Origin of the sequence: Marinobacterium nitratireducens, assembly GCF_014645375.1 — a bacterium.
In the GTDB taxonomy this organism is placed as follows: domain Bacteria; phylum Pseudomonadota; class Gammaproteobacteria; order Pseudomonadales; family Balneatricaceae; genus Marinobacterium_A; species Marinobacterium_A nitratireducens.
The window spans coordinates 69,362-95,126 of the sequence record NZ_BMLT01000002.1 but is presented as its reverse complement, the minus strand read 5'-3'; the positions used below and the strand labels follow the sequence as shown (position 1 = coordinate 95,126).

19 protein-coding genes are annotated in these 25,765 nt (G+C 62.1%); 7 read left to right on the top strand and 12 right to left on the bottom strand.

The genetic code is table 11. The features are described from left to right. Positions 1–42 precede the first annotated feature (42 nt). Complete coding sequence (locus tag IEX85_RS03460; RefSeq protein ID WP_229721777.1) at positions 43–948, bottom strand: lysophospholipid acyltransferase family protein; 906 nt, start codon at positions 946–948, stop codon at positions 43–45. Between the two features lie 177 nt (positions 949–1,125). Between IEX85_RS03460 and glyQ the strand changes: the two genes are divergently transcribed. Both glyQ and glyS read left to right on the top strand, forming a co-directional pair. Continuing rightward, entirely contained in the window at positions 1,126–2,100 is a 975-nt protein-coding gene (glyQ, locus tag IEX85_RS03455) for a glycine--tRNA ligase subunit alpha (RefSeq protein ID WP_188858350.1), read from the top strand. After that, positions 2,100–4,181 carry a glycine--tRNA ligase subunit beta gene (glyS, locus tag IEX85_RS03450; RefSeq protein WP_229721776.1) on the top strand — a complete coding sequence of 694 codons (2,082 nt, stop codon included), beginning with the start codon at positions 2,100–2,102 and terminating at the stop codon, positions 4,179–4,181. The genes glyQ and glyS overlap by 1 nt, the downstream gene beginning before the upstream one ends. A 1,475-nt stretch (positions 4,182–5,656) precedes the next feature. Here glyS and IEX85_RS03445 read toward each other — a convergent pair. Next, complete coding sequence (locus IEX85_RS03445; RefSeq protein ID WP_188858348.1) at positions 5,657–7,156, bottom strand: carboxypeptidase M32; 1,500 nt, start codon at positions 7,154–7,156, stop codon at positions 5,657–5,659. A 180-nt stretch (positions 7,157–7,336) separates the two neighbouring features. Here IEX85_RS03445 and IEX85_RS03440 point away from each other — a divergent pair, with 180 nt between their 5' ends. Continuing rightward, positions 7,337–8,302, top strand: a complete 966-nt coding sequence (locus IEX85_RS03440) for a DUF808 domain-containing protein (protein WP_188858346.1) — start codon at positions 7,337–7,339, stop codon at positions 8,300–8,302. A gap of 62 nt (positions 8,303–8,364) precedes the next feature. Here IEX85_RS03440 and IEX85_RS03435 read toward each other — a convergent pair whose 3' ends face one another. From IEX85_RS03435 to IEX85_RS03410, 6 genes are all read right to left on the bottom strand, one after another. Beyond that, entirely contained in the window at positions 8,365–9,363 is a 999-nt protein-coding gene (locus IEX85_RS03435) for an isopenicillin N synthase family dioxygenase (protein ID WP_188858345.1), read from the bottom strand. Between the two features lie 146 nt (positions 9,364–9,509). Further along, positions 9,510–10,352: an ABC transporter permease gene (locus IEX85_RS03430; protein WP_229721775.1), complete on the bottom strand. Its 843-nt coding sequence runs from the start codon at positions 10,350–10,352 to the stop codon at positions 9,510–9,512. Further along, complete coding sequence (locus tag IEX85_RS03425; RefSeq protein ID WP_188858343.1) at positions 10,297–11,073, bottom strand: ABC transporter ATP-binding protein; 777 nt, start codon at positions 11,071–11,073, stop codon at positions 10,297–10,299. The genes IEX85_RS03430 and IEX85_RS03425 overlap by 56 nt, the downstream gene beginning before the upstream one ends. 4 nt (positions 11,074–11,077) lie before the next feature. Next, positions 11,078–12,067 (bottom strand): ABC transporter substrate-binding protein, encoded by a 990-nt coding sequence (locus tag IEX85_RS03420; RefSeq protein ID WP_188858341.1) that lies wholly within the window; start codon positions 12,065–12,067, stop codon positions 11,078–11,080. A 357-nt stretch (positions 12,068–12,424) separates the two neighbouring features. Beyond that, a complete protein-coding gene (locus IEX85_RS03415; RefSeq protein ID WP_188858339.1) occupies positions 12,425–13,768 on the bottom strand; it encodes an amidohydrolase family protein in 1,344 nt (447 codons plus the stop codon). A gap of 185 nt (positions 13,769–13,953) precedes the next feature. Continuing rightward, positions 13,954–15,276, bottom strand: coding sequence for a Na+/H+ antiporter family protein (locus tag IEX85_RS03410; protein ID WP_188859390.1), 1,323 nt, complete (start codon positions 15,274–15,276; stop codon positions 13,954–13,956). Positions 15,277–15,629: 353 nt separating this feature from the next. Here IEX85_RS03410 and IEX85_RS03405 point away from each other — a divergent pair, with 353 nt between their 5' ends. Then, the gene (locus tag IEX85_RS03405) at positions 15,630–16,364 is read left to right on the top strand and encodes a hypothetical protein (protein WP_188858338.1); all 735 of its coding nucleotides are present in this window, start codon (positions 15,630–15,632) and stop codon (positions 16,362–16,364) included. Positions 16,365–16,492: 128 nt separating this feature from the next. Here IEX85_RS03405 and gyrB read toward each other — a convergent pair whose 3' ends face one another. The 4 genes from gyrB to dnaA form a co-directional block, all read right to left on the bottom strand. Then, a complete protein-coding gene (gene gyrB / locus IEX85_RS03400) occupies positions 16,493–18,913 on the bottom strand; it encodes a DNA topoisomerase (ATP-hydrolyzing) subunit B (protein WP_188858336.1) in 2,421 nt (806 codons plus the stop codon). A 179-nt stretch (positions 18,914–19,092) separates the two neighbouring features. Continuing rightward, positions 19,093–20,184 (bottom strand): DNA replication/repair protein RecF, encoded by a 1,092-nt coding sequence (gene recF, locus IEX85_RS03395; RefSeq protein ID WP_188858333.1) that lies wholly within the window; start codon positions 20,182–20,184, stop codon positions 19,093–19,095. 66 nt (positions 20,185–20,250) lie between these two features. Further along, positions 20,251–21,354: a DNA polymerase III subunit beta gene (gene dnaN / locus IEX85_RS03390; protein ID WP_188858331.1), complete on the bottom strand. Its 1,104-nt coding sequence runs from the start codon at positions 21,352–21,354 to the stop codon at positions 20,251–20,253. A gap of 29 nt (positions 21,355–21,383) precedes the next feature. Beyond that, entirely contained in the window at positions 21,384–22,949 is a 1,566-nt protein-coding gene (dnaA, locus tag IEX85_RS03385; RefSeq protein ID WP_188858329.1) for a chromosomal replication initiator protein DnaA, read from the bottom strand. A gap of 484 nt (positions 22,950–23,433) precedes the next feature. Between dnaA and rpmH the strand changes: the two genes are divergently transcribed. Genes rpmH through yidC form a run of 3 tightly spaced genes read left to right on the top strand, consistent with a single transcriptional unit; the run spans position 23,434 to position 25,655 of the window. Then, positions 23,434–23,568, top strand: a complete 135-nt coding sequence (rpmH, locus tag IEX85_RS03380) for a 50S ribosomal protein L34 (protein ID WP_010324470.1) — start codon at positions 23,434–23,436, stop codon at positions 23,566–23,568. A gap of 31 nt (positions 23,569–23,599) precedes the next feature. After that, entirely contained in the window at positions 23,600–23,974 is a 375-nt protein-coding gene (gene rnpA / locus IEX85_RS03375; protein WP_188858327.1) for a ribonuclease P protein component, read from the top strand. A gap of 13 nt (positions 23,975–23,987) precedes the next feature. Further along, positions 23,988–25,655: a membrane protein insertase YidC gene (gene yidC / locus IEX85_RS03370; protein WP_188858325.1), complete on the top strand. Its 1,668-nt coding sequence runs from the start codon at positions 23,988–23,990 to the stop codon at positions 25,653–25,655. The last annotated feature ends 110 nt before the right edge of the window (positions 25,656–25,765 follow it).

Sequence of the window (25,765 nt, the reverse complement as noted above, 5' to 3'; positions counted from 1 at the left end):
GCCGCATAAGACGCCCTTGCGTCACCTGTCACCCGTCACCCGTCACTTTTTCCCATACCGCTTCGGCTGACCCTCGGGCCTTTCGCTGAAACGCCGGTATTCCCACTGGTACTGCTCGGGCAGCGCGCGAACGCAGGCCTCGACCGAGCGGTTCATCGCCGCCGCGGCCTGCTGCAGGTCCCGGTCACCGACACCGTCTTCGGCCGTGCGGAAATGGATATCGTAGCCTTCGCCTTTCGGCAGTCGCCTGGCATAGCCGCAGATCACCCGGGCGCCGGTCTGGCGCGCCAGCTGCGGCACCAGTTTCATGGTCAGCGCCTCGATGCCGAAAAAGGGCGCAAAGATCCCGCCGGAACGATCCGGCTGCTGATCCGGCAGGATCCCCACCATCTCGCCGCGCTTTAGCGCCTTCATCACCATCCGCACGCCAGAGGCGTTCGCCGGCGCCATGTCGGTACCCAGGCGCGCACGCCGGCGCCGGATCAGATCGTCAATCAGCTTCAGCTGCGGAGGCTTGTACATGGCGGTGAACGGCCGATAGCGGTTGGAAACGTAAAGATTGAGCAGCTCCCAGTTGCCGAGGTGGGGCGCCATCAGTATCACACCGCGACCCTCTGCCAGCGCCTGGCGCACCACTTCCTCACCGTGCACCGAGCGGACTTTCTTCAGGCTCCGCCGCGGCGACCAGAACCAGGACATGCCCATCTCGGCGCTGGTGCGGCCGGTATGTTCCAGGCTCTCGGTTGCCAGCCTGTCACGGGCGGCATCGTCCAGTTCGGGAAAACACATTTCCAGATTCCGCCAGGTGTTGGCGGCGAGTTTGCCGCTGCGGTCGCGCGCCTGCCGGCGCCCGAGCCAGCCCCCCAGGGCATGTGCCCACTTCAGGGGCAGCAGGGCCAGCAGGCCCAGAATCGCGATCACCAATGCCGCTTTCAGATTGTCCAGCACAGGGGCTCCCTTCCTATTCCGTTGCGGGTCGAGGCATAACGTTATGGGGCGTTAGTATATCCGATTCTGCGCCTGCAGCCCGAAGCTTCCCGGCCCGCGCCGAATTGCTGCGCTATCCTCAGTTTTCAGTCGATTTCCTGTATAATTCCGCTCTTATTTTGGCCAATCGACTAATAGATGGTGATCTCCGTGACTGAAAAGGTGACCCCAGACGTCAGCACCTTCCAGGGCTTGATCCTGGCTTTGCAGCAATACTGGGCAGAGCAGGGCTGCGTCATCGTTCAGCCGCTGGATATGGAAGTTGGTGCGGGCACCTTCCATCCGGCGACCTTCCTCCGTTCCATCGGGCCCGAGACCTGGCGCTCAGCCTACGTCCAGCCCAGCCGCCGCCCGACCGACGGCCGCTACGGCGAAAACCCCAACCGCCTGCAGCATTACTACCAGTTCCAGGTCGTGATCAAGCCATCGCCGGATAACCTGCAGGAGCTTTACCTCGGCTCCCTCGAGCGCATGGGTCTGGACCTTGGCGTTCACGATGTGCGCTTCGTCGAGGACAACTGGGAATCGCCGACACTCGGCGCCTGGGGTCTGGGCTGGGAGGTCTGGCTCAACGGCATGGAGGTGACCCAGTTCACCTACTTCCAGCAGGCCGGCGGTCTCGAATGCTATCCGGTGACCGGCGAGATTACCTACGGCCTCGAGCGTATCGCCATGTACCTGCAGGAAGTCGACAGCGTTTACGACCTGATATGGGCGCGGCACCCGGACGGCAGCGTCGTCACCTATGGCGACGTCTACCACCAGAACGAGGTGGAGCAGTCGACCTACAACTTCGAACACGCCGATGTCGAGACGCTGTTCGGCAACTTCGAGTTCCACGAGCGCGAGTGCAACAAGCTGCTGGCCCTCGAAACACCACTGCCGCTGCCGGCCTACGAGCAGGTGCTCAAGGCGTCGCACACTTTCAACCTGCTGGACGCGCGCCACGCCATCTCCGTTACCGAGCGCCAGCGCTACATACTGCGCGTGCGCACGCTGGCCCGCGATGTGGCCCACGCCTATTTCAATGCCCGCAAGGCGCTCGGGTTCCCGCTGGCCGAGCCAGCCATCCGCGACGAAGTACTGGCCGCCTGCGCTGAGGAGAAAAACTGATGGCAAAAGATTTCCTGTTCGAGCTCGGCACCGAGGAACTGCCGCCCAAGGCGCTGCTGAGCCTGTCCAACGCGCTTGAAAGCGAAATCCGCTCGGGCATCGAAGCCGTGCTGGGGCAGCAGGCGGAGACACTGCTGGCACCCGCGCGTTTCCGCGCCTTCGCCGCGCCGCGCCGCCTCGCCGTGCTGATCGAAAACCTCGCCACCGAAATACCGGCAAGCCTGTTTTTCGTTCAGGGCCCGCCGGCACGCATCGCCTTCGACGCCGATGGCAAACCGAGCAAGGCGCTGGAAGGCTTCGCCCGCAAATGCGGCACCAGTACCGATGCGCTCGAAGAAATCGACGGCAAGATGTGCTTCCGCCAGGAAAGCGCGGCCAAGCCGCTGGCGGACGAGCTGCCCGCCATCATCCAGAACGCGCTGGACAAGCTTCCGATTCCGAAGCGCATGCGCTGGGGCGCCTCCCGGACCGAGTTCGTGCGTCCGGTCAAATGGGCCTGCATGCTGCTCGGTGACGAGGTCATCGCAGGCACCATTGCCGGTGTCGGGACCGGGCGCAAGACCCGCGGTCACCGCTTCCACTACAACCACGATATCGAGCTGATCGCACCGACCGACTACGAACGCGTGCTACGCGACAACGGCCATGTCATCGCCGACTTCGCCGAGCGCCGCGAGCTGATCCGCAGTCAGCTGCTGGCCGAGGCGGAAAAGGTCGGTGGCGAAGTGGTCATCGACCCGGCGCTGCTCGATGAAGTGACCGCGCTGAACGAGTGGCCGGTGGCCCTGACCGGACGCTTCGAGGAGCGCTTCCTGGAGGTCCCCGCGCAGGCACTGATTTCGACCATGGCGGACAACCAGAAGTATTTCCACCTGCTCGACGGACAGGGCAGGCTGATGCCGTACTTCATAACGGTCGCCAACATTGCCTCGAAGGAGCCGCAGCAAATCATCGACGGCAACGAAAAGGTCATTCGTCCGCGCCTGGCCGACGCCGCCTTCTTTTTCGAAACCGACAAGAAGACCACGCTCGAGGCCCGCACCGAAAAGCTCAAGGCGATCGTTTTCCAGAAGGATCTGGGCAGCGTGCACGACAAGACCGAACGCGTGGCGAAGCTCGCCACTGCCATCGCTGAACGAATCGGCGGCTCTCCGGCCTGGGCCGGTCGCGCCGCGCTGCTGTCGAAGTCCGACCTGGTCACCGAGATGGTACTGGAGTTCCCCGAGCTCCAGGGCCTGATGGGTTACCACTACGCGTTGAATGACGGCGAGCCGGAAGAAGTGGCCCGTGCCCAGGACGAGCAGTACATGCCGCGCTTTGCCGGCGATCGTCTGCCGGAAACCCAGACCGGTGCAGCCGTCGCCATCGCCGACCGTCTCGACACCCTGGTAGGCCTTTTCGGCATCGACCAGCCCCCGACCGGTTCCAAGGACCCGTTCGCTCTGCGCCGCGCTACCCTCGGCGTACTGCGCATCATCGTCGAGAAGGAGCTCAACCTCGATCTCGAGGAACTGCTCCGGATCGCCGCGGACAATCATTCTCAGCTCTCTGCCCGCGAAGGTGTGGAAGGGCGGGTACTGGACTTCATGCTTGAGCGCTTCCGCGCCTGGTACGAGGGTGCCGGGATACCGGTCGAGACTTTCCTCTCGGTGCAGGCGCTGCGACCGACCCGGCCGCTCGACTTCGATCGTCGCGTACGGGCCGTCGCTCATTTCCGCACTCTGCCGGAAGCCGATGCCCTGGCCGCCGGCAACAAACGCGTCAGCAACATCCTCGGCAAGCAGGCCGCAGCCGCCGGTAGCAGCCTCGACGAGTCGCTGTTGCACGAAGACGCCGAGAAAGCCCTGGCCGAGCGAGTCAAGGCACTGCAGGTCGAACTGGAGCCGGCCTTCGGTCGCGGCGACTATCAGTTCGCACTCGAGAAACTCGCCAGCCTGCGCCAGGTCGTCGACCGTTTCTTCGATGAGGTCATGGTCATGGCAGACGACGAAGCGGTGCGCAACAACCGCATCACGCTGCTGTCGCAGCTGCGCGCGCTCTTCCTCGGCGTGGCGGATATCTCGCTACTCGGCGGCAGCTGACCGGCCCGGCACCGAAGCCCAGCCAGGACAAAGGAACCCGCCAATCGGCGGGTTCTTTTTTATCAGGTTCCACGTGGAACATTCACATCTCAGGCACCGCACGGCGGCACTGCTGGCGCTGATGCCCAGCCAGACACGGGGACTCTTGCGTTCACTGGCGAAGAGGGGGCAAACACCGCAATCATGACTGGCATCAGGCGCTGGACGACCTACCTGACCAACCCGGAACCCTCGGGCCAGTTGCGACTTGGCTCGATGGAAAGCGCAGCCGCATCACCACTGCCCGCCGTGCTGGCCTGCGTGCTGGCTTGCAGGGTGGTAGAACCGGGCTGCGCGCATTGCCGGCTTTGTTCATGGCGGGGCCCGGCTCCTCGGGTCAGGCTCAATGCCACTCTGTGCGTAGGATGCCGCGCCCCGCGGCGAACCGGGTTTGGCTCCGTGCTGGCTTTGATCGCGGCGGGGCGCCGGCTCCTCGGGTCAGGCTCAATGCCACCCTCTGCGTAGGATGCCGCGCCCCACGGCGAACCGGGTCTGGCACTGTGGCGGATTTATTCGCGGCGGGGCGCCGGCTCCTACGGTCATGCGCGATGCCACTCTGTGCGTAGGATGCCGCGCCCCGCGGCGAACCGGGTCTGGCTCCGTCCTGGCTTTATTCGCGGCGGGGCGCCGGCTCCTACGGTCAGGCCCAATGCCACCCTCTGCGTAGGATGCCGCGCCCCGCGGCGAACCGGGCCTGGCAATGTGGCGGATTTATTCGCGGCGGGGCGCCGGCTCCTACGGTCATGCTCGATGCCGCCCTCTGCGTAGGATGCCGCGCCCCGCGGCGAACCGGGTTTGGCACTGTGGCGGATTTATTCGCGGCGGGGCGCCGACTCCTTGGGTCAGGCTCAATGCCACTCTATGCGCAGGATGCCGCGCCCCGCGGCGAACCGGGTTTGGCTCCGTGCTGGCTTTGTTCGCGGCGGGGCGCCGGCTTACGGTCATGCGCGATGCCACTCTGTGCGTAGGATGCCGCGCCCCGCGGCGAACCGGGTCTGGCACTGTGGCGGATTTATTCGCGGCGGGGCGCCGGCTTCTTGGGTCAGGCTCAATGCCACCCTCTGCGTAGGATCCCGCGCCCCGCGGCGAACCGGGTCTGGCACTGTGGCGGATTTATTCACGGCGGGGCGCCGGCTCCTACGGTCATGCGCGATGCCACTCTATGCGTAGGATGCCGCGCCCCGCGGCGAACCCGGTCTGGCACTGTAGCGGATTTATTCACGGCGGGGCGCCGGCTCCTACGATCATGCGCGATGCCACTCTGTGCGTAGGATGCCGCGCCCCGCGGCGAACCGGGTCTGGCTCCGTCCTGGCTTTGTTCGCGGCGGGGCGCCGGCTCCTACGGTCAGGCTCAATGCCACCCTCTGCGTAGGATGCCGTGCCCCGCGGCGAACCGGGTTTGGCACCGGGCCGCTAAAAACCAGGGGGCAATCAGACTAATCTACCGCCAGATAGCGGCGCTCGAGATGACGCCGCAACCAGTCGGGATCGGGGCTATCACCCGTCGCCTGCCTCAGCAGTTCGTCGGTCTCGAGCAGGCTGCCCTGCAACCAGATTTTCTCTCGCAACCAGCAGGTCAGCGCAACAAAGTTTCCGTCGCGGATATGCTGCTCCAGCCCCTCGATTTCCCGCTCCAGCGCCGCGAACAGCTGAGCCGCATAGATCGCGCCCAGCGTATAGGTGGGGAAATAGCCAAAACTGCCATCGGTCCAGTGGATGTCCTGCATGCAGCCATCACGGTAATTACCCCTGGTGGACAGCCCGAGCCAGGCTTCCATTTTCTCGTTCCATAGCTCGGGAATATCCTCGACCTCGAGCTCACCTTCGATCAGACCACATTCGATCTCGTACCTGAGGATGATATGGAAAGGGTAGGTCACCTCGTCGGCATCGACGCGAATCAGGCCCGGCTGCACCCGTGTGAACAGCTTCTGAAGATTGTCCGGCGCCAGTGCCTGCGACTGCCCCTCGTGGCCGAAGGCGTCGAGAAGCCGGGGCGCAATCCAGTGCAGAAACGCCGGATGCCTGGCGAGCTGCATTTCGAACAGCAGGCTCTGGCTTTCATGTACGCCCATCGAGCGCGCCTCGCCGGCGGGCTGCCCGAGCCAGCCCGGTGGAAGGTTCTGCTCATAGCAGCCATGACCGGTCTCGTGGATAACGCCCATCAGACTGCCACTGAAGTCATCTTCGCTGTAGCGGGTGGTGATACGAACGTCTTCCGGAGCGCCCCCGCAGAACGGATGCACACTGACATCCAGCCGTCCCCGGTCGAAGTCGAAGCCGAGCGCCGACATCACCTCCAGACCCAGTTTGCGCTGCGCATCGGTCGGGAAGGGGCCGACGGGACTCAGACAGGTATCGCTCGACTGACGTTCGATCACACGCTGGCACAGGTCCGGGAGCCAGCCGCCGATCTCGGCAAACAATGCGTCGAGTCGGGCCCTGGTCATGCCGGGTTCATAGAGATCCAGCAGGCTGTCATAGCGCCCACCCCCACGGGCAGCGGACCTGACGTCAGCCTCTTCGCGACAGAGCCTGACGACCTCGCGAAGGTTCCCCGAAAAGCCACGCCAGTCGTTCGACCGGCGCTGTTCACGCCAGGCATGCTCGCAACGTGCGCCGGCCAGCGACTGTGCTTCGACGAGATCATCGGGCAGGGCGATGGCCTGCTGCCAGTGCCGTTTCATCTCGCGCAGGTTGGCCTGCTCCAGCGGCGCCAGCACCTCGCCGTCAGCCTGGGCGATCCAGTCACCCACCTCCGGTGCCGTGAGTCTGCGATGTTGCATCAGTGCCAGTTCGGCAAGGGCTTCGCTGCGCGCCTCATTACTGCCGCTCGGCATCATGGTCGACTGGTCCCAGTGACAGATCGCCTCAAGGTGAGCGAACCGGTGAAGTTCACGAAAGCGTTCCAGCAGTTGCTGATAGGCTGTGCTCATAAGGATTCTCCGCGCTTCGCGACAGTGGGCAACTGTCATCGCTTTCAGTCATACTCAGACAGGGGTCAAGCGACCCGGCGCCGGTCTGCGCCAGCCCATGCATAGTGAAAGACTAGTCAAAACCGGCCGGGCTGTATTCCGCCGATACCGGCTGCATCCTCATCCAGAAAAGGAGTTCCCATGGCCGCTACCAGCCTGCTGGCACTGCTCGATGATATAGCTACCGTTCTCGACGACATCTCGGTAATGACCAAGGTGGCGGCCAAGAAAACCGCCGGCGTCCTTGGCGATGATCTGGCGCTCAATGCCGAGCAGGTCACCGGAGTTCGGGCCGAGCGCGAGATACCCGTGGTCTGGGCAGTGGCCAAGGGATCCTTCCTCAACAAGCTGATTCTGGTACCGGCCGCGCTGCTGATCAGCGCCATCGCGCCCTGGCTGATCCTGCCGATGCTGATGCTCGGCGGCGCCTATCTCTGCTATGAGGGCTTCGAAAAAATCGCCCACCACTGGCTTCACCGAAACGCCGACGAAGCAGAGCAGCATCGTGAAAAGCTCAAGGCGCTCAGCGATCCCGAAGTCGATCTGGTGGCGTACGAAAGGGACAAGATCCGCGGCGCGATCCGGACCGACTTTATACTGTCGGCCGAAATCATCGTGATCGCCCTGGGGATTGTCAGCGAATCCGGCTTCATCACCCAGGTCGCCGTAGTCAGTGCTGTCGCGCTGTTCATGACGATCGCGGTTTACAGCCTCGTCGGCGGTATCGTCAAACTCGACGATGCGGGGCTCTTTCTGATCAGCAGAGAGGAAGGCAGCACTCTTCACAGCGCCGGCAGAGCACTCGGGCGCGCACTGCTTAAAGGCGCTCCGATGCTTATGAAACTCCTTTCGGTCGTCGGCACTGCAGCGATGTTCCTGGTCGGTGGCGGGATTCTGCTTCACGGCCTGCCGGGTGCCGAACACCTGCAGCACAGCCTCGCCGAGCAGCTCGAAGCAAGTGCCGGCACGCTGGCCTCCTGGTTGTTCGGACCGCTTAGCGGCGGTTTTATCGGGCTGGTCGCAGGCGCGATTCTGGTGGGTAGCGTGCAGCTCGGCAGCCGGCTCTTCACAGATGCGAAAGGCTCATCCGGCAGCGGATCGGCCTGAAGGTTCCACGTGGAACAAAGGGCTGCAGGATGGCAGCCCCTTTTTACAGCGCAGCGGCAGGGTTAGCCGCGATCACCAAAATTGGCCTGGATGCGATGGTGCAGGTAGTCTGCCGCGGTGATCGGCGGATACTTTCCCTGAGGTCCCTCGATCACCACGTCCTTGTTCGCCTGGCAGAAATAGGCGAGGCTGAAACGGGCTCCGGTGTATTCATCGAGCTCCGGCATCCGCACCCGGTGCAGGGTGGACTTGAGCGCATCGTCGCTCCAGCGCATCAGCATATCGCCGATGTTGCAGGTGATGATCTCGGTATTCGGCTCCACACTGGTCCACTCGTTGGAGCCGGCTTCCTTGCCCGGGCACAGCTGCAGCCCCCCCTGACCCGTTTGCTGAAATACCATGGTCAGACAGTCGAAGTCGGTATGCGCGCCGGCACGCCAATAGCCTTCCTCGGGACGGTACTCAGGCGGTAGGGCATAGTAGTGCAGCAAGCGTAGTGTGCTCTGGTAGGTCTCGCTCGCCGGATCGTGCGCCCGGCTGAAGAAGTCCCGATCGAAGCCAAGGCGATCGGCAAAGCACGAGAGCACCTTCATGCCGAGCTGGTGACAGCTGGCCTCGAATCTGAGCATCTCCTGCCGGAAGCCGTCCAGCACATCCGGTCCGGGCCAAAGCCCTTCCATACGCGGCAGCGTAACCTGATAGGACTCCTTCTGATCGGCCGTCCCTGTCGAAGGCCGGACCTGGGCCCGGGTTTCCCAGCCAGCGTTCTGACCGTCGCGCAGCGGATACCGCGCCTTGGTTTCATCCGGCAGATCGAAGAAGCGCTCCGCCATCGAGAAGGCATCCCGAATACGATCGACCTCTATACCGTGATTGGCGAGCTGGAAGAAGCCGATATCGGTGGCGGCTTCCCATAACTGCGCGGTAACTTCATCGCGCCGCGCATCAAAGCCCGACAGGTCTATCAGCGGCACTTCCCGATGCCGTTCCTGACCACGCTGCCCAAGGGTCGTCTCGAGATTGAGTTCATCCAGGGCATAGGAACTGTTCTGTGTCTGCATTCTAACTCTCCTGATTATCTGGGCGCCCCCTCAACCTGAAAGCTGGGCGCCAACGGGTAATCAGAGCAATGACCCGGATAAGCCTGTCTGCTTCTACTCTGCGATGACTTCCGGCCAGGCCGGATGACTGAAATGAAGACGTCCGCTCAGTGCTGCTTGGGTTCTGACAGGCTCCAGGGAAACAGACGCTTTTGAACGAACTGCACCAGCTTGAACAGCACCAGGCTCACCGCCGACAGGAAGAAGAGGCCGGCAAAGGCCTGCGGGATCTTGAAGTAGGAGGTGGAGAACTGCACGAAGTATCCGAGCCCCTGTTCCGCGGCAACGAACTCGGCCACGACCGCACCGATGATCGACAGCGTGATCGCCACCTTGAATCCGCTAAACAAATGCGGCACAGCGTAGGGCAGACGAATCTGCCAGATCTCACGGGACGGCCTCGCCTTGAGCGAGCGCGAAAGCTCGATCAACTCGGGCGGCGTCGACATCATCCCGGTGGTGGCCGCAACGACGATCGGGAAGAAGCTGATCAGACAGGTGATCAGAATACGCGGTGCATCACCGGTGCCCAGAATCACGATGATCAGCGGCGCCACCGCGACGATGGGTGTCGACTGAATGACCACCAGCGCCGGGTAGAGGGTGCGGGACAGATAACGCGAACGCACCATGCCAACCGCCAGCGGAAGGCTCACCGCGATCGAGATCAGAAAGCCAAGCAGGGCCACGCGCAGGGTAGACCACAGGTGACCCAGCCAGCGCACCGCCTCGACATCGGTGAATGCGGCCAGTATGACGCTGGGCGCAGGCAAAAGGTACTCGGGCACTGCGCCGAGCCGGCAGCCAAACTCCCACGCCAGCAGAAAGCTCAGCAGCGTAAGCAACGGCGCCTGCCTCGACAGCAACAGCGCCACCGAAGACCGCAGGCTGTGCTCAGGCGGCATAGTGCGGTCGGTAGATAAGGTCTCGGATTTGACTTGAGTATTCATGGAAACGTTCTTCCTGTATCGAAGCAGCAGTGCGGGGACGGGGCAGGTCGATCTCGATGTTCTCGACCAGGGTTCCCGGACGCTCACTCATCACCAGCACGCGGTCCGACAGCAGCACGGCTTCGGTAATGGAGTGAGTGATGAAGAGCACCGTCTTGGGCCTTTCGTTCCAGATGCGCAGCAACTCGAAGCCCATCTCTTCGCGGCTCAATGCATCGAGGGCAGAGAAGGGTTCGTCCATCAGCAGCACCTCGGGATCGAGCAGCAACGCCCGGGCGATCCCGAGACGTTGCTGCATGCCCCCCGACAACTCGCCGGGCATGCGATCGCAGAAATCGCCGAGGCCGACCATTTCGATCAGCTCCCGGGCACGCTCGTAGTCGGCACGGGACACCCGACCTGTCTTGTGACGAACGGGAAACACGACATTCTCGAGCGCGTTGAGCCAGGGCAGCAGTGTCGGCTTCTGGAACACGATGCCCACCTCGTCCCTGGGCTCGGTGACCGGCTGCCCGAACAGCGTCACCTGCCCACGGGTCGGCCTCAACAGCCCCGACAACAGTCGCAGCAGCGTCGACTTGCCACAGCCGGAAGGGCCGACCACCGCAACGAACTCGTGCCGGCCGATATCGAAACTCACATCCTTCAACGCCATCAGGCTGCTACCGTCAGGGCGGCTGAACACCTGACTGATCTGCTCGAAGCTAACGTAAGGTTTCATCTGATCACTCCGGCATGAAGCTGCGATCCACAGCGGTCTCGACATCGAGAGCGGACGGATCGAGCTGCTGCGCCGCGGCCACCAGTTGCCAGGTGCTGGCCAGACGCGTCGGCTCGAGCTGCCCCATGCCATCCCGTTCGCTGACCTCGTTGTAGACCAGTTTCATGGTGTCGACGATGGTGTCCGCCGCCACGGCAGCATCGACCTCGGGCACCATGGCATTGATGTTCGCACCCGCGGTTTCCGGATTCTCGTTGGTGAAGGCCACCGACCGGGCAAAGGCGCGGACAAATCGTTTGGCGACGTCCGGCCGCTCCTTGAGGAAGCGATCGCTGGCGACCAGGGTTGCGCTGTAGAGCTCGAGACCGGCTTCGGACCAGGGCAGTACCCTGAGAGATTTGCCGACAGATTCCGCCTGGGAACGGTAGCGCTGAGTGTCCGTGACCCAGGAGATTACGACGTCGGTCTGGCCGGTCACCATCATCGGCCCCAGCGCGCCCGGGTCGGACTTGGTCAGCTTAATCTCTGACAGGTCGAGACCGTTGTCCTTGAGCACCTGCGGCAGGTATACGTTCGACGACGTGAACGGCGAGGTCGCAACTTTCTTGCCGGCGACGTCCCTGACACTTTTGACATCACTGTCCGCCAGCACCATGAACGCATGCGGCGCCTGGGTGAAGACCGAGTAAACCGCAGTCACCGGAACCTCTGACTGCGCCTTGGCGGCAAGCAGTGCACCGATGTCCGCCGAACCAATATCGGCGTTGCCGGTCGCCAGCTTGGTTATGGCATCGGTGGAACCCCGGCCACCGGAGATGCTCACCTCGAGATCCTCTTCGGCGAAGAAGCCCTGCTGAATACCGACGTAGACCGGCGCCTTGTCGCCACCGGGCAGCCAGTCCAGCTGGTAGGTGACCTTGTCGGCCGCGAACGCCGGGCCGGCACCGAGGGTCAGGGTAAGAGACAGGGCGGTAAAGACAGAACGGCTTATCATCGTTGATCTCCACTGTTTGCAGATGGTCGGTCGACACTGCTAACGGTGGAGGAGGATCCGGGACTACACGGCGTGGTAACGATCAACGCGACATCTCCGTGCAATGCACCATCGGAGCCCTGGCTCCCACCGAAGCATAGCGACACCGAGATGAGCAATGTCCCGAGCACCGGAGTGCTCTAACCGCTTCTACTCAACTCCGGGCCTGTTCAGCCCAATGCTGTCAGGCCCGTTCGTACTTACTGATTAGCGATTAGCAATGGCTGTGCCAGTGCCGTGAAACCCGCTGCAGCGCGGTTTCTGGCCCCGGAAGGGCACCCGGGGCGCACTCTATTGGTTCGTTTTTTATTCGGTGCCCTAATCGAGGGCGCGCAGCTGAGAGACTGTGGCGCGCGCCTGCGCTGCCAGCTGACGTTCGTCCGTACCCGGCATCCGGCCATCGACCATCGACCAGCGACCAGCGACCATCACCCGCTCGACCGAAGCCGGCTCGCCACAGAGTATCGGCGCCTGCGCCTGCTCCCACACACCCGCATAGCGCGGCTGGTCCAGATCGAATATCACCAGATCCGCCGGCGCGCCGACCTCGAGCCGGCCGAGCGTCGGATACCCAAGCAAACGGGCACCGTCTTCGCTGCCCCATTTCAGAACCTGTGCAACAGAGGTCGCCTCGGCCCCAAGGCGGGTACGGTGCAGCAGCCAGGCTGAATAAAGCTCGCCAATCAGACTTCCGCCTTCGGCGGAACCGGAGCCATCGACACCGATCGAAACCTGCATGCCCGCCGCCGCCATTTCGGGAACCGGGGCGATGCCGCTGCCAAGACGGGCATTCGAAATCGGGCAGTGCGACACCCCGGTTGCCGTCTCGCCCAGCAACCTGCGGTCCTCGGGAGAGGCGTTGACCAGGTGGGCGAACCAGACATCCTCTCCAAGCCAGTCGCACCGCGACGCCAGCTCCACCGCGCTGCAGCCGTAACGCTCGCGCGCGACCTGGTCGTCGAAGGGCACTTCGAGCAGATGCGAATGCAGTCGCAGTCCGCGACCGCGCGCGAACGCAGCCACTTCCTTCATATGCGCCGGCGGCATCGAGTGCACCAGGGTGGTCGGCGCCACCACGACTCGGGAAAGGGCATCATCACCTTCCTGGTGATAGAGGTTCGCAGCCGCTTCGGTACGCGTCAGATACTGCTCCAGCGTTTCAGCCTCGACACCGGCCTTCTGCATGCCCTTGTGGGTCATCTTGCCGGTGGTGCCGCCCCGGCAAAGCACATAACGGATGCCGACCTCGCGTGCCGCCTGGAACAGCACAGCTTCCATTTCCGGCGAGCTGTCGGCGTGATACAGATAGTGGTGGTCCGCGCAGGTGGTGCAGCCGCTGCGCAACAGCTCGCTAAACCCGACCTTGGCCGCGGTATAGAGCATTTCCGGAGTGAACTTGGGCCAGTGACGGTAAGGAACCGACTGCAGCCAGTCGCCCAGCCCCTGATCGAGACCTTCGGCGATGCCCTTGAGAATGGACTGAAACAGATGATGATGGGTGTTGACCAGGCCGGGATAGATCACCCTGTCACTGGCGTCTATCACCTCATCGCCCGGCTCCGGGCCGAGGCTGCCAATGGCGTCTATACGCGTCCCACGGATGCGGATATCGCGCTGGCCTTCCAGTCCCAGCCAGCCGTTCTTGATCAGTATTGCGGACATGAAATTGCTTCCTTCAGTTGCCTGTGAAAGAAGGCAGGTAGTCAACAACCGACCTGCCAATCCTCACCGACCAGAGCAATGTCCCGGGCCATGATGCCCTGACCGCTTCTACTCCAGACTTCGGTGAAACGTCGACAACTTACGAAGCAATGGCTGTGCCAACCCCCCGGGCTACGGACCCTGAATCAGAGGGTACAGGCCGCGAACCAGCCAAACAGCAACAGCGGCAGGTTGTAGTGCAGGAAAGTCGGCACCACGGTATCCCAGATATGGTTATGCTGACCGTCGATATTGAGTCCCGCGGTGGGCCCCAGCGTCGAGTCCGAGGCCGGCGAACCGGCATCGCCCAGCGCAGCCGCTGTGCCCACCAGCGCCACGATCGCCAGCGGTGAAAAACCCAGCTGCATGGCCAGCGGTACATAAATCGCGGCGATGATCGGAATGGTTGAGAAGGAGGAACCGATCCCCAGAGTGATCAGCAACCCGACCACCAGCATTGCCAGCGCGGCCAGCACCTTGCTGCCGGCCACGAATTCCGCCGACGCGCTGACCAGCGAGTCGATGTGCCCGGTGTCACGCAGCACCTGGGCAAAGCCGCTGGCAGCGATCATGATGAAGCCAACCATCGCCAGCATCTTCATGCCTTCGGTGAAGGCGTCGTCACCCTCGCGCCACTTCAGCACGCCGGAGAGCGAAAAGATCAGGAAGCCGCTCAGGCCACCCAGCACCATCGAGCCGGTTTGCAGCTGCACCACAAAGGCGGCCAGAATAGCGCCGACGGCGACCGCCAGAGTCCGGCCGGAATAGGGCGCGCCGGTGCTTTCGCTGCGCGCGATACGGGCGATGTCGTACTCGCGCCTGCCGCGGTAGCTGACGAACACGGCGAACAGCAGGCCGGCAATCATGCCCATCGCTGGCAGCAGCATCGCCGAAAATGGATCTATGTTGCTGACGTCCAGTCCGCTCTTGGCAACGTTGGCCAGCAGGATGTCATTGAGGAAGATCGAACCGAACCCGACCGGCAGCAGCATGTAGGGCGTCACCAGACCGAAGGTCAGCACGCAGGCGACAAGCCGTCGGTCCATCTGCAGCCTCGCCATGACGTAAAGCAGCGGCGGCACCAGCAGCGGAATAAAGGCGATATGAATCGGCACGATGTTCTGCGAGGCACAGGCGAAGACCAGTATCAGCGCGATCAGCGCGTAGCGGATCTGTCCGGCCCGCCGCTCATCACCCGCCTGGCCGAGCAGCGCAGCGATACGATCCGCCAGCATATGGGGAATACCCGACTTGGATATGGCCACCGCAAAGGCGCCGAGAAGCGCGTAGCTCAGGGCAATCTGGGCACCGCCGCTCAAACCCGCGTTGAACGACTCCAGGGTCTTTTCGACGGACAGGCCACCGATCGCCCCGCCGAGCATCGACGCCGTGATCAGCGCGATAACGACATTGACTCGGACGAGGCTCAACAGCAGCATCGCGCACACGCTGACCAGTACCGCGTTCATACCGAACCCGACCGGGTCGTAGAGGCGATACAGCATGTAGCCCGCGATGGCCGCGAACAGTGCGATCACGAGTCTTGACACCCCCTGTTCGGAAATGACGGGGGACGGAGATTCCTGCTTCAACTTTCGATCCTCTGATGACTTCCTGAAACCTTGGGCATGCCGCCACAGCGCTTCGAGCGAGCGCGCAAGGTTGCCGCGATCCGCGCCAGGATGCAACTCCCGCTGGCGCGCGCTCCTTGCGGTAAGGCCGGCCCGACATCATCGCGGGGGCACGATCGACGCCTGTCGTTGTCTTTAGTAGAAGAAGCCGGCACGCACCAGGCTGCCGGCAGGCTGTTGGATTGTTGGCTATGGGAGCAGGTATCGTGTCCGATCGCTGGTCGCTTTTCATGGCCGTTGACGGCCACAGCGCCTGCTGCGGTCCCGAAAGCGAAGTCCTGCTTTCGGTCGATCTGCTGATGCAGGCCATATTCCGCATGGGACGGTACGGCTGCCCGGAACATCCGAGGCAGCTGTTCGTGTTGCAGTGCGGTGACGGCTTTCTGATAGCCAGCGAACTCCACGAGCAGTCGCTCGAGCGCTGCGCCTGCATTGCGGTGGCGCTGATCCGCCACATGGCGGCACAGGGGCGCTGGATACGCGGCGCCATCAGCGAAGGGCAGCTTGTCGACCAGCAGGACGCGGAACCACCGGAAATGCGTGCAAGCCTGGTCGAGGATCATACCTACTCGCTGCATATGGGGCTGATCAATGCCAGCCCGGTGACGGGTACGGCGCTGATCCGCCCGCTGATCATCGACCGCACCGCGCCACCGGGCCCCATCCTGTGGCTGCGCCAGTCCCGCACTTCCCGCCTGGGGCCGTCTTTCACGGTCAGAAGCGTCGAAACCGAACCGGGGTTGGCGGCCATCGACTGGATTCACCTGAATTCGCCGTTGCTGGACAAACTGTCCGGCGATGCCGGTCTGCAGCAGTCGACGGCCGAGGAACTGGAACGAAAGCTCGATGCGTTCTGCACCGCGAGTCCGCTGCCCGAAGCCTGGATAACCAGCGTACGCTCGCTGCTGCGGATACCCGCGCACTGAAAAGCAACCGCCGTCTGAATCCTTCTGCGACGCCCACAACGCATGCCTCTGCGGCTCCCCCAAACCACCGCTTCAACAAAAAAGCAGCCGCGAGGGCTGCCTTTTTCATACTGCGCGTTTCGTCGCCATCAAACGTCGAGGTTGGACACCCTCAGGGCGTTTGACTCGATGAAGTTGCGGCGCGGTTCCACCTCGTCGCCCATCAGCGTGGTGAACAGCTGGTCGGCGGCAATGGCGTCATCGACGGTGACCTGAAGCATGCGACGGGACTCCGGATCCATGGTCGTTTCCCAAAGCTGCTCCGGGTTCATCTCACCAAGACCCTTGTAGCGCTGAATGTAGTATCCGCGGCGCGACTGGTCGAGCAGCCAGTTCATGGCTTCCTCGAAGTTCGAAACCGGGCGCACGCGCTCACCACGCTTCATGTAGGCGCCTTCTTCCAGCAACGATACCAGCTTGTCGCCGAGCGTGGTGATGGCCTTGTAATCGCGCGAGGCGAAGAAGTCCTCGTTGAAGCTGTAGTAACTTTCCACGCCGTGCAGCAGGTGCGTCACTCTCGGCAGATACTGGCTGTGCTCACGGTCCTCTAGGATCTCGCAGCTGTACTGCTCGTTACCGACGCTGATACCGGCCAGGCGCTGACACAACTGCTCGCTCCATCGCTCGACAGCGGCGCGGTCCTTGAGCTGCTCGACCGTCAGCGTGGGCATATACAGCGTCTGCCGAAGGATCTGCGTCGGATACAGCATGCCGAGGCGGTTGATCAGCTTGTCGACGATGCGGTACTCGTTGATCAGCGCCTCGAGCGACGGGCCGCTCAACGGTGGGGCATCTTCGTTGACATGGAAGCTGGTACCGTCGAGCGCCCCTTGCAGCAGGTAATTCTCGAGGGCATCGTCATCCTTGAGGTACTGCTCCTGCTTGCCCTTCTTGATCTTGTACAGCGGCGGCTGTGCGATATAGATATGGCCGCGCTCGATCAGCTCCGGCATCTGCCGGAAGAAGAAGGTCAGCAGCAGGGTGCGGATATGCGAGCCGTCGACGTCGGCATCGGTCATGATGATGATGTGGTGGTAGCGCAGCTTGTCGGGGTTGAACTCCTCGCGCCCGATACCGCAACCCAGCGCGGTGATCAGGGTGCCGACCTCGACCGACGACAGCATTTTGTCGAAGCGCGCCTTCTCGACGTTGAGGATCTTGCCCTTGAGCGGAAGGATCGCCTGGTTGCGGCGATCACGGCCCTGCTTGGCGGAACCGCCCGCGGAGTCACCCTCCACCAGGTAGAGTTCGGACAGCGCGGGGTCCTTCTGCTGGCAGTCGGCAAGCTTGCCGGGCAGGCCGGCGACGTCGAGCACCCCCTTGCGGCGGGTCATTTCACGCGCCTTGCGCGCCGCCTCGCGGGCACGCGCCGCGTCGATCATCTTCGACACCACCGCCTTGGCTTCCTGCGGGCTTTCCTGCAGGAAATCGGCGAACTGCTGACCCATCATCTGCTCGACCGCGGTCTTGACCTCGGACGACACCAGCTTGTCCTTCGTCTGGGACGAGAACTTCGGATCCGGCACCTTGACCGAGATGATTGCGGTCAGGCCCTCGCGGCAGTCGTCACCGGTGGTGGCGATCTTGCTGCCCTTATTGAGGCTCTCGGCTTCGATGTAGTTGTTCAGGCAGCGCGTCAGGGCGGTGCGAAAACCGGACAGGTGGGTACCGCCGTCACGCTGGGGAATGTTGTTGGTGAAGCAATGGATGCTTTCCTGGAAGCTGTCGTTCCACTGAAGCGCCACTTCCACCCCCACGCCGTTTTCGTGCATGGCGTTGAAGTGGAACACCTTGTTGACGGTGCTCTTGTTGTGGTTCAGGAACTCGACGAAGGCAGAGAGACCGCCTTCGTATTCGTAGACATCCTCGCGACCGCTGCGCTCGTCACGCAGCACGATGCGCACGCCAGAGTTGAGGAACGACAGCTCGCGCAGACGCTTGGCAAGAATATCGTACTGGAAAGCGATGTGGCTGAAGGTTTCGGGCGACGGTTTGAAACGCACGCTGGTGCCACTGAGATCGGTCTCGCCGACCACCTTGAGCGGCTCGTCCGGTACGCCGTGATGGTAGATCTGCTCGTGTACTTGGCCGGCCCGGCGAATGGTGAGCTTGAGTTCGCTGGAAAGGGCATTGACCACCGAGACACCGACGCCGTGAAGGCCGCCGGACACCTTGTAGCTGTTGTCGTCGAATTTGCCCCCGGCGTGCAGCACCGTCATGATGACTTCCGCCGCCGACACGCCTTCTTCCTCATGCATCTCGGTGGGGATGCCGCGGCCATTGTCGCCGACGCTCACGCTCTCGTCCGGATGGATGACGACCTTGATCTCGGAACAGTGGCCGGCCAGGGCTTCGTCGATCGAGTTATCGACCAGCTCGAACACCATGTGATGCAGGCCGGTACCGTCGTCGGTGTCACCGATATACATGCCGGGACGCTTGCGTACGGCATCGAGTCCCTTGAGTACCTTGATGCTCGAGGAGTTATAGCTCTGGTTTTCGTCGCTCATCATCATCTCCTGTTAACCTGGCAACCGAACCGGTCGTCCCGACCGGCTCGACTGTCACCCCTGAAATCGGGCGCGTTATCGCGAAGACCCTCGATTTCAAGGGGTTCCATCAACCACTAAGGTCAATGGCCGGTGCCCGCGAAGCACCGGTGATCAGGCCCGCTCAGGGGCCCGGTGAATCAGTCGGCAGGGCTTATGGCTCCCGCCTCGACCCGGAACCGGCTGACTGCGGTATCCGGACGCCAGATCCCGTCCAGTGCGGCGGGATCGACGCAGGTGATAAAGCACTGGTTGGAGGTTTCCTCCAGAAACTGACAGAGCAGCCGGCTGTGCCGCTCGTCCAGTTCCGACGGCAAGTCGTCGATCAGGTAGATGCAGGGCCGGTTGTTCAGACGATAGAACAGGGCGCCCTGGGCCAGCTTGAGAGCGCTGACCACCAGTTTTTTCTGCCCGCGGGACAGGCGTTCGGCAGCGTTGTGACCGTCCGCCCTCAGCTTCAGGTCCGCGCGCTGCGGACCGACGCCGGTGAAACCCTGTTTCAGATCCCGTGCCAGCCCGTCCTCGAGCAGCTGATCCAGCGGGGTCTTGCGGTCCCAGCCCGGACTGAACCTGAGTTCCACGGCGACACCGCCCAGCAGGCGCCCGAGCGTGGCCTCGAAGTCCGGTTTCAGCAGCTCGATGTACTGCTCGCGCAGCTGCGTTATCTGCTCGGCAAAGGCGACAAATTCACGATCCCATATTCGCCTGAGCCGAGGGTCGATTTTACCACACTTAAGCAGCGAGTTTCGCTGTTTCAGCACCCGGCGAAAGCCGCGCCAGAGCTGAATAAAGGCGCGGTCGGAGTGGAACACGCCCCAGTCGATGAACTGGCGCCGGATCGAGGGGCTGCCCTCGAGCAGCAGAAAGGTGTCGGAGTCGATCACCTGCAGCGGCAACAGCTGCGCCAGCTGCGCAAGCTCGATACTCTGACCGGCATGGCGCATCCGCACCTCGCCGTCGAGACGACGTTCGACGCCGAGCGGCTGCAGCGCGCCTCCCGGCAGGGCCTCGACCTGCGCAAAGACGAGACAGGACTCGTCGCCGCTTCGCACCAGATGGCGCAGCTGACTGGTGCGGAAGGAACGGGTCAGGCCGAGAAAGTGGATGCCTTCCAGCAGGCTGGTTTTACCGCTGCCATTGGCGCCGTGCAGTATATTGATCCGGGGCGAGGGATCGAAGTGAACGTCCGCAAGGTTGCGGATATGCTGTATATGCAGCTTTCTAATCGGCATTGGAGGCTGTCGGGCAGGGGGAACAGCGGCCGGGGACTTGCCCGGCCGTTGCAGCGCCGGCGCGGATTACATCCGCATCGGCATGACGACATAAAGGCTGCCGTCTTCATCAACGCCTTCGATCAGCGCACTGCTGTTGGCGTCGGAGAGGGTAAAGCGCACCTGCTCCGAGTTCAGGATCGACAGGCAGTCGAGCAGATAATTGACGTTGAAGCCGATTTCCAGGGAGTCGCCGTCGTAATCCACCGCCACGGTTTCTTCGGCTTCTTCCTGCTCCGGGTTGTTGGCCATCACCTGCAGATTGCCGCTGGTCAGCGACAGCCGCACGCCACGGTACTTCTCGTTCGACAGGATCGCGATACGGCTCAGTACCTGCCGCAGTCCCTGACGGTCGCCGATCATGTACTTGTTGCCATTGCGCGGAATCACGCGCTGGTAGTCCGGGAACTTGCCGTCGACCAGCTTGGAGGTGAAGATGAAGTCACCGACATGGGCACGAATATGGTTGGCGCCCACCACCAGACGGACCGTCTCCTCACCGTTCTGCAGCAGGCGGGCCAGCTCCAGGATGCCCTTGCGCGGCACGATGATCTGGTGCTGCGCACCGGCATCGGACTTCACCTCGGTAACGCAGGTCGCCAGCCGGTGCCCGTCGGTCGAGACCGCGCGCAGCTGACCGTCGAGCACTTCCAGCAGCATGCCGTTGAGGTAGTAGCGCACATCCTGCTGCGCCATCGAGAAGCCGGTCTGGTCGATCAGGTTGCGCAGACGCCCCTGTGTCAGCTCCAGCTCCATGGCCTGCGGGCTGTCCTCGACATTGGGGAACTCCGCTGCCGGCAGCGTCGACAGGCTGAAACGGCTGCGCCCGGCCTTTATCACCATCTTCTGGCCGTTCAGCGTCAGCTCGATCAGGGCGTCGTCGGACAGGGACTTGCAGATGTCCATCAGCTTGCGCGCCGGCACCGTGACAGAACCCGCTTCGGCCGGCTCCTCGAGGGTGACGCGACCGACCAGTTCGACCTCGAGGTCGGTACCGGTCATCGACAGCTGGTCACCCTCGGCGACCAGCAGGATATTGGACAGCACCGGCAGGGTCTGACGACGCTCGACGACGCCCGCCACCAGTTGCAGGGGCTTGATTAGCGCTTCGCGCGAAATGACGAATCTCATGGCGATCTTACCTTGTTACGATCCGAATACTACGCCGTCAGATGACGCAGCAGATTCTGATAATCTTCTCTGATGTCCGTATCACTCTCCCGCAGCTCCTTGATCTTACGACAGGCATGCAACACGGTAGTATGATCGCGACCCCCAAAGGCATTGCCGATCTCCGGCAGGCTGTGATTGGTCAGCTCCTTCGACAGGCTCATCGCGACCTGGCGCGGCCGCGCAATCGACCGGCTGCGGCGCTTGGAGAGCAAGTCGGACACTTTGATCTTGTAGTAGTCGGCGACAACCCGCTGAATGTTATCAATACTAACCTGTTTGTCCTGTAACGCCAGCAGGTCTTTCAGCGACTCCTTGATAAACGGCGTGGTGATGGCGTTGCCGGTGAAATGGGCGTTTGCGATCACACGCTTGAGCGCCCCCTCGAGTTCACGCACGTTGGAACGGATCTTCTGCGCCAGGAAGAAAGCCGCATCGTCCGGCAGCACGATCTTGGCTTCCTCCGCCTTCTTCATGACGATGGCGACGCGGGTTTCCAGCTCCGGCGGCTCGATCGCCACCGTCAGTCCCCAGCCGAAGCGCGACTTGAGGCGCTCCTCGACGCCGTTGATCTCCTTGGGATAGCGATCGCTGGTCAGGATCATCTGCTGGCCGCCTTCGAGCAGGGCATTGAAGGTGTGGAAAAACTCTTCCTGCGACCGCTCCTTGCCGGCGAAAAACTGAATATCGTCGATCAGCAGCGCATCCACCGAACGGTAGTAGCGCTTGAAGTCGTTAATGGCGTTGAGCTGCAGCGCCTTGACCATGTCGGCCACGAAGCGCTCGGAGTGCAGGTAGACGATGCGGGCATTGGGATTGCGCTTGAGCATCTCCATGCCCACCGCATGCATCAGGTGGGTCTTACCGAGGCCGACGCCGCCATATATAAATAGAGGGTTGTAGGAGCCGCCCGGGTTGTCCGCCACCTGCTGGGCTGCCGCCAGTGCCAGCTGGTTCGACTTGCCCTGTACGAACGACTCGAAGGTGAAGGACGGGTTGAGGTTCGACTGATGCTTGACGCCACCTTCGACATCCACCACTTTCTGACGCTCATGACGCGGACTCAGCGGTGCGAAGGCGGGCTCCGGCGGTGCCATATCCAGCTCTAGCTGCGGCTCCGGCACTGCGGGCTGGGCCGGCTCCGATGCGGCGTACCCCTCCTGATAGACCGGTTGCGCCGCCGGATCGTAAGCCGGAGCCTGCGCTACCGGCGGAGGAGAAGCGGGCCGCGGATCACGCGGGGGCGCGACAGGACGGCTGCGCAGCGGCGCCATCGCGGGCCGGGCAGGGGAACGCAGTGCACCGCTGCCGTGCTGCGCCACTTCGAGTCGTACGTCGGCACTGATGTCACCGGTGACCTCGCACACAACCTGGCGGATACGGCTGATGAAACGGTCATTGACCCAGTCGCGCACGAAGCGGTTGGGCGCCAGCAGCACCAACCGGCCCTCGCTTCCGGTTTCCGCACGCAGCGGCCGGATCCAGGTATTGTACTGCTGAGCCGGGAACTCCTCCTGCAGGCTTCTCAAGCATTGTTCCCACAACTCGGTGGACATCGGTTCTCCCTCTGGGGCAGCTGCACGCCGCTCTGGCAACTTATAGCGGCTGATTCTAGCGGGTTAAAACGCAGTTATCCACAATGTTTGATAACTTATTTTCCGCAAGCGCGAAATCGCCTGAATCAATGTGGATTCCGGGACGGAAAACTCGGAATCCCCGCCCGCAGACAGGGGAAAAGCGGTTAATCTCAGCTTAATGACAACTTATATAACAGGCTATCAACACCACTTATCATTGTTTAAATTGATATTTATAGAGTTATCAACAAAACAGGAAGGAAAACCTCCGGGAACTGAAAGTTGCGCTATGGGCCTTCCGGACAGGCGAAAGCATCGTCATGCCTGTGGCGAATAGAGCAAAAATGATTGCGGCGTAACCAGCATTCCGGTATAGTGCCGCGTCTGATTTTTACCCCTTGGACTCCAGCCGCCTAACAACCCTCTAGTGTTAGCGAGGGCTGACTTAAGTAGGACTGAAGCGATGAAAAGAACTTTCCAACCCAGCGTACTGAAGCGTAAGCGTACCCACGGTTTCCGTGCTCGCATGGCCACCAAGAACGGTCGCCAGGTACTGAACCGTCGTCGTGCCAAAGGCCGCAAGCGTCTGAGTGCCTGAGGCACTCGCGCTTTTGGTCTGGTAGCAGTGGATGGCCGGATTCGAATACCCTCGCCAGCTCAGAATACTGACTGGCGAGGGTTTTAAACGCGTCTTCGATCAGGTTTCCCTGAAAGTACCGGATCAGCCCATTCTGATCCTTGCCCGCTTCAACGAACTCGACCATCCCCGGATCGGGTTTGTCATCTCCAAAAAAAATGTACGTCGAGCCGTGAAACGCAATCGCATTCGACGTATCATTCGCGAATCCTTTCGCCTCAATCAGCACAGGCTTCCCCCGGTCGATATCGTCATCCTCGCGCGTCGAGGGCTGGATGAACTCGAACCCGAAGAACTGCATCAGCTTATGAAAAAGTGCTGGTCCCGGCTGAAGCACAAGGCCAAGAAAGCTAACCCGCAGAAATAGTGATCCTTACGCCATGGATGTAAAGCGAGTCATACTGTTTGCTGCGCTGGCACTGATTTCCTACGTGCTGGTACTGCAGTGGAACGAAGATTACGGCACCAAACCGCCAACGACGCAGGCCCAGACTTCCGTCTCGGCGTACAGCGACCAGAACGGCAGCGAACTGCCGAGCGCTGAAACAGCCAGCGGCGAAGTAAGCGCTGACGTACCGGGTGTCTCCAGCGAAAGCGGGCAGACCAAGGCTCAGCTGGTTCACGTCTCTACCGATGTACTGAATGTGGTCATCGACACCAAGGGTGGCGATATCATCCAGGTGGCCCTGCCCCAGTACAAGGTGACCGCCGGTTCCGACCAGCCATTCATGCTGCTGGAGCAAACCGCCAACCGCACCTACGTGGCGCAGAGCGGCCTGGTCGGCAGCAACGGCCCCGACGCCTCCGCGAGCGGCCGTCCCAGCTACAGCGTCACGGCCACCGACTTCGATCTCGGCGATCAGGACACACTCAACGTCGACCTGACGTTCACCGACGCCAGCGGCGTCAAGGTGATCAAGCGCTACAGCTTCACCCGCGGCTCCTACCAGGTCGGACTGGATTTCATCATCGACAACGCCGGCCAGCAGGCCTGGAGCGCGAATCTGTTCGGACAGATCAAGCGTGACGGCAGCGGCGACCCCTCTGCGACCAACAACATGGGCATGCAGTCGTACCTGGGGGCGATCTTCTCGACCGAGGAGAACAACTACCAGAAGGTCGACTTCGGCGATATCGACGACGGCAATTTCAAGCAGCGCTCGCCGGACGGCTGGGTGGCGATGGTACAGCACTACTTCGTCAGCGCCTGGATTCCGGCGCCCGGTGCCGAGTACACCTACAGCACCCGCAAGCAGAACGGTCACTACATCGCCGGCTTCATTTCGCCGTCGCTGACCGTTCAGCCGGGCCAGCAGCAGACCGTTTCGGCAACCTTCTATGCCGGTCCCAAGGACCAGGAGCAGCTGGCTGCCGCACAGGAAGATCTCAAGCTGACCGTGGACTACGGCTGGCTGTGGTGGATCGCCTCGCCGCTTCACACCCTGCTGACCTGGATCCACAGCCTTGTGGGTAACTGGGGTCTGGCAATCATCTGCATTACCATCCTGGTCAAGGCCGCACTGTTCCAGCTCAACGCCAAGGCATTCAAGTCGATGGCGAAAATGCGCAAGTTCGGCCCCGAAATGCAGCGCATGAAGGAGCTATACGGCGACGATCGCCAGAAGATGTCGCAGGAAATGATGAAGCTGTACCAGAAGGAGAAGATCAACCCGCTGGGTGGCTGTCTGCCGATTCTGGCGCAGATGCCGATCTTCATCGCGCTCTACTGGGTACTGATGGAATCCGTCGAGCTGCGCCAGGCAAGCTTCCTGTACCTGGATGACCTCTCGCTCAAGGATCCGTTCTTCATCCTGCCGATCCTGATGGGCGTGAGCATGTTTATCCAGCAGCTGCTGAACCCGGCTCCGCCGGATCCCATGCAGGCGAAGATCATGAAGATGCTGCCGATCGTGTTCACCTTCTTCTTCCTCTGGTTCCCGGCCGGCCTGACGCTGTACTGGGTGGTGAACAACGTACTGTCGATCGCGCAACAGTACATCATCAACAAGCAGATCGAAGGCGGCACGGCGGAAGCCAAAGCCGGCTAAGATGAAAAAGGCTCCTTCGGGAGCCTTTTTTATGTGTAGGGTGCCGGTAAGCGAAGCGCACCGCACCTTCAACTCAATGGTGCGCTTCGCTACGCTCAGCAGCACCCTAC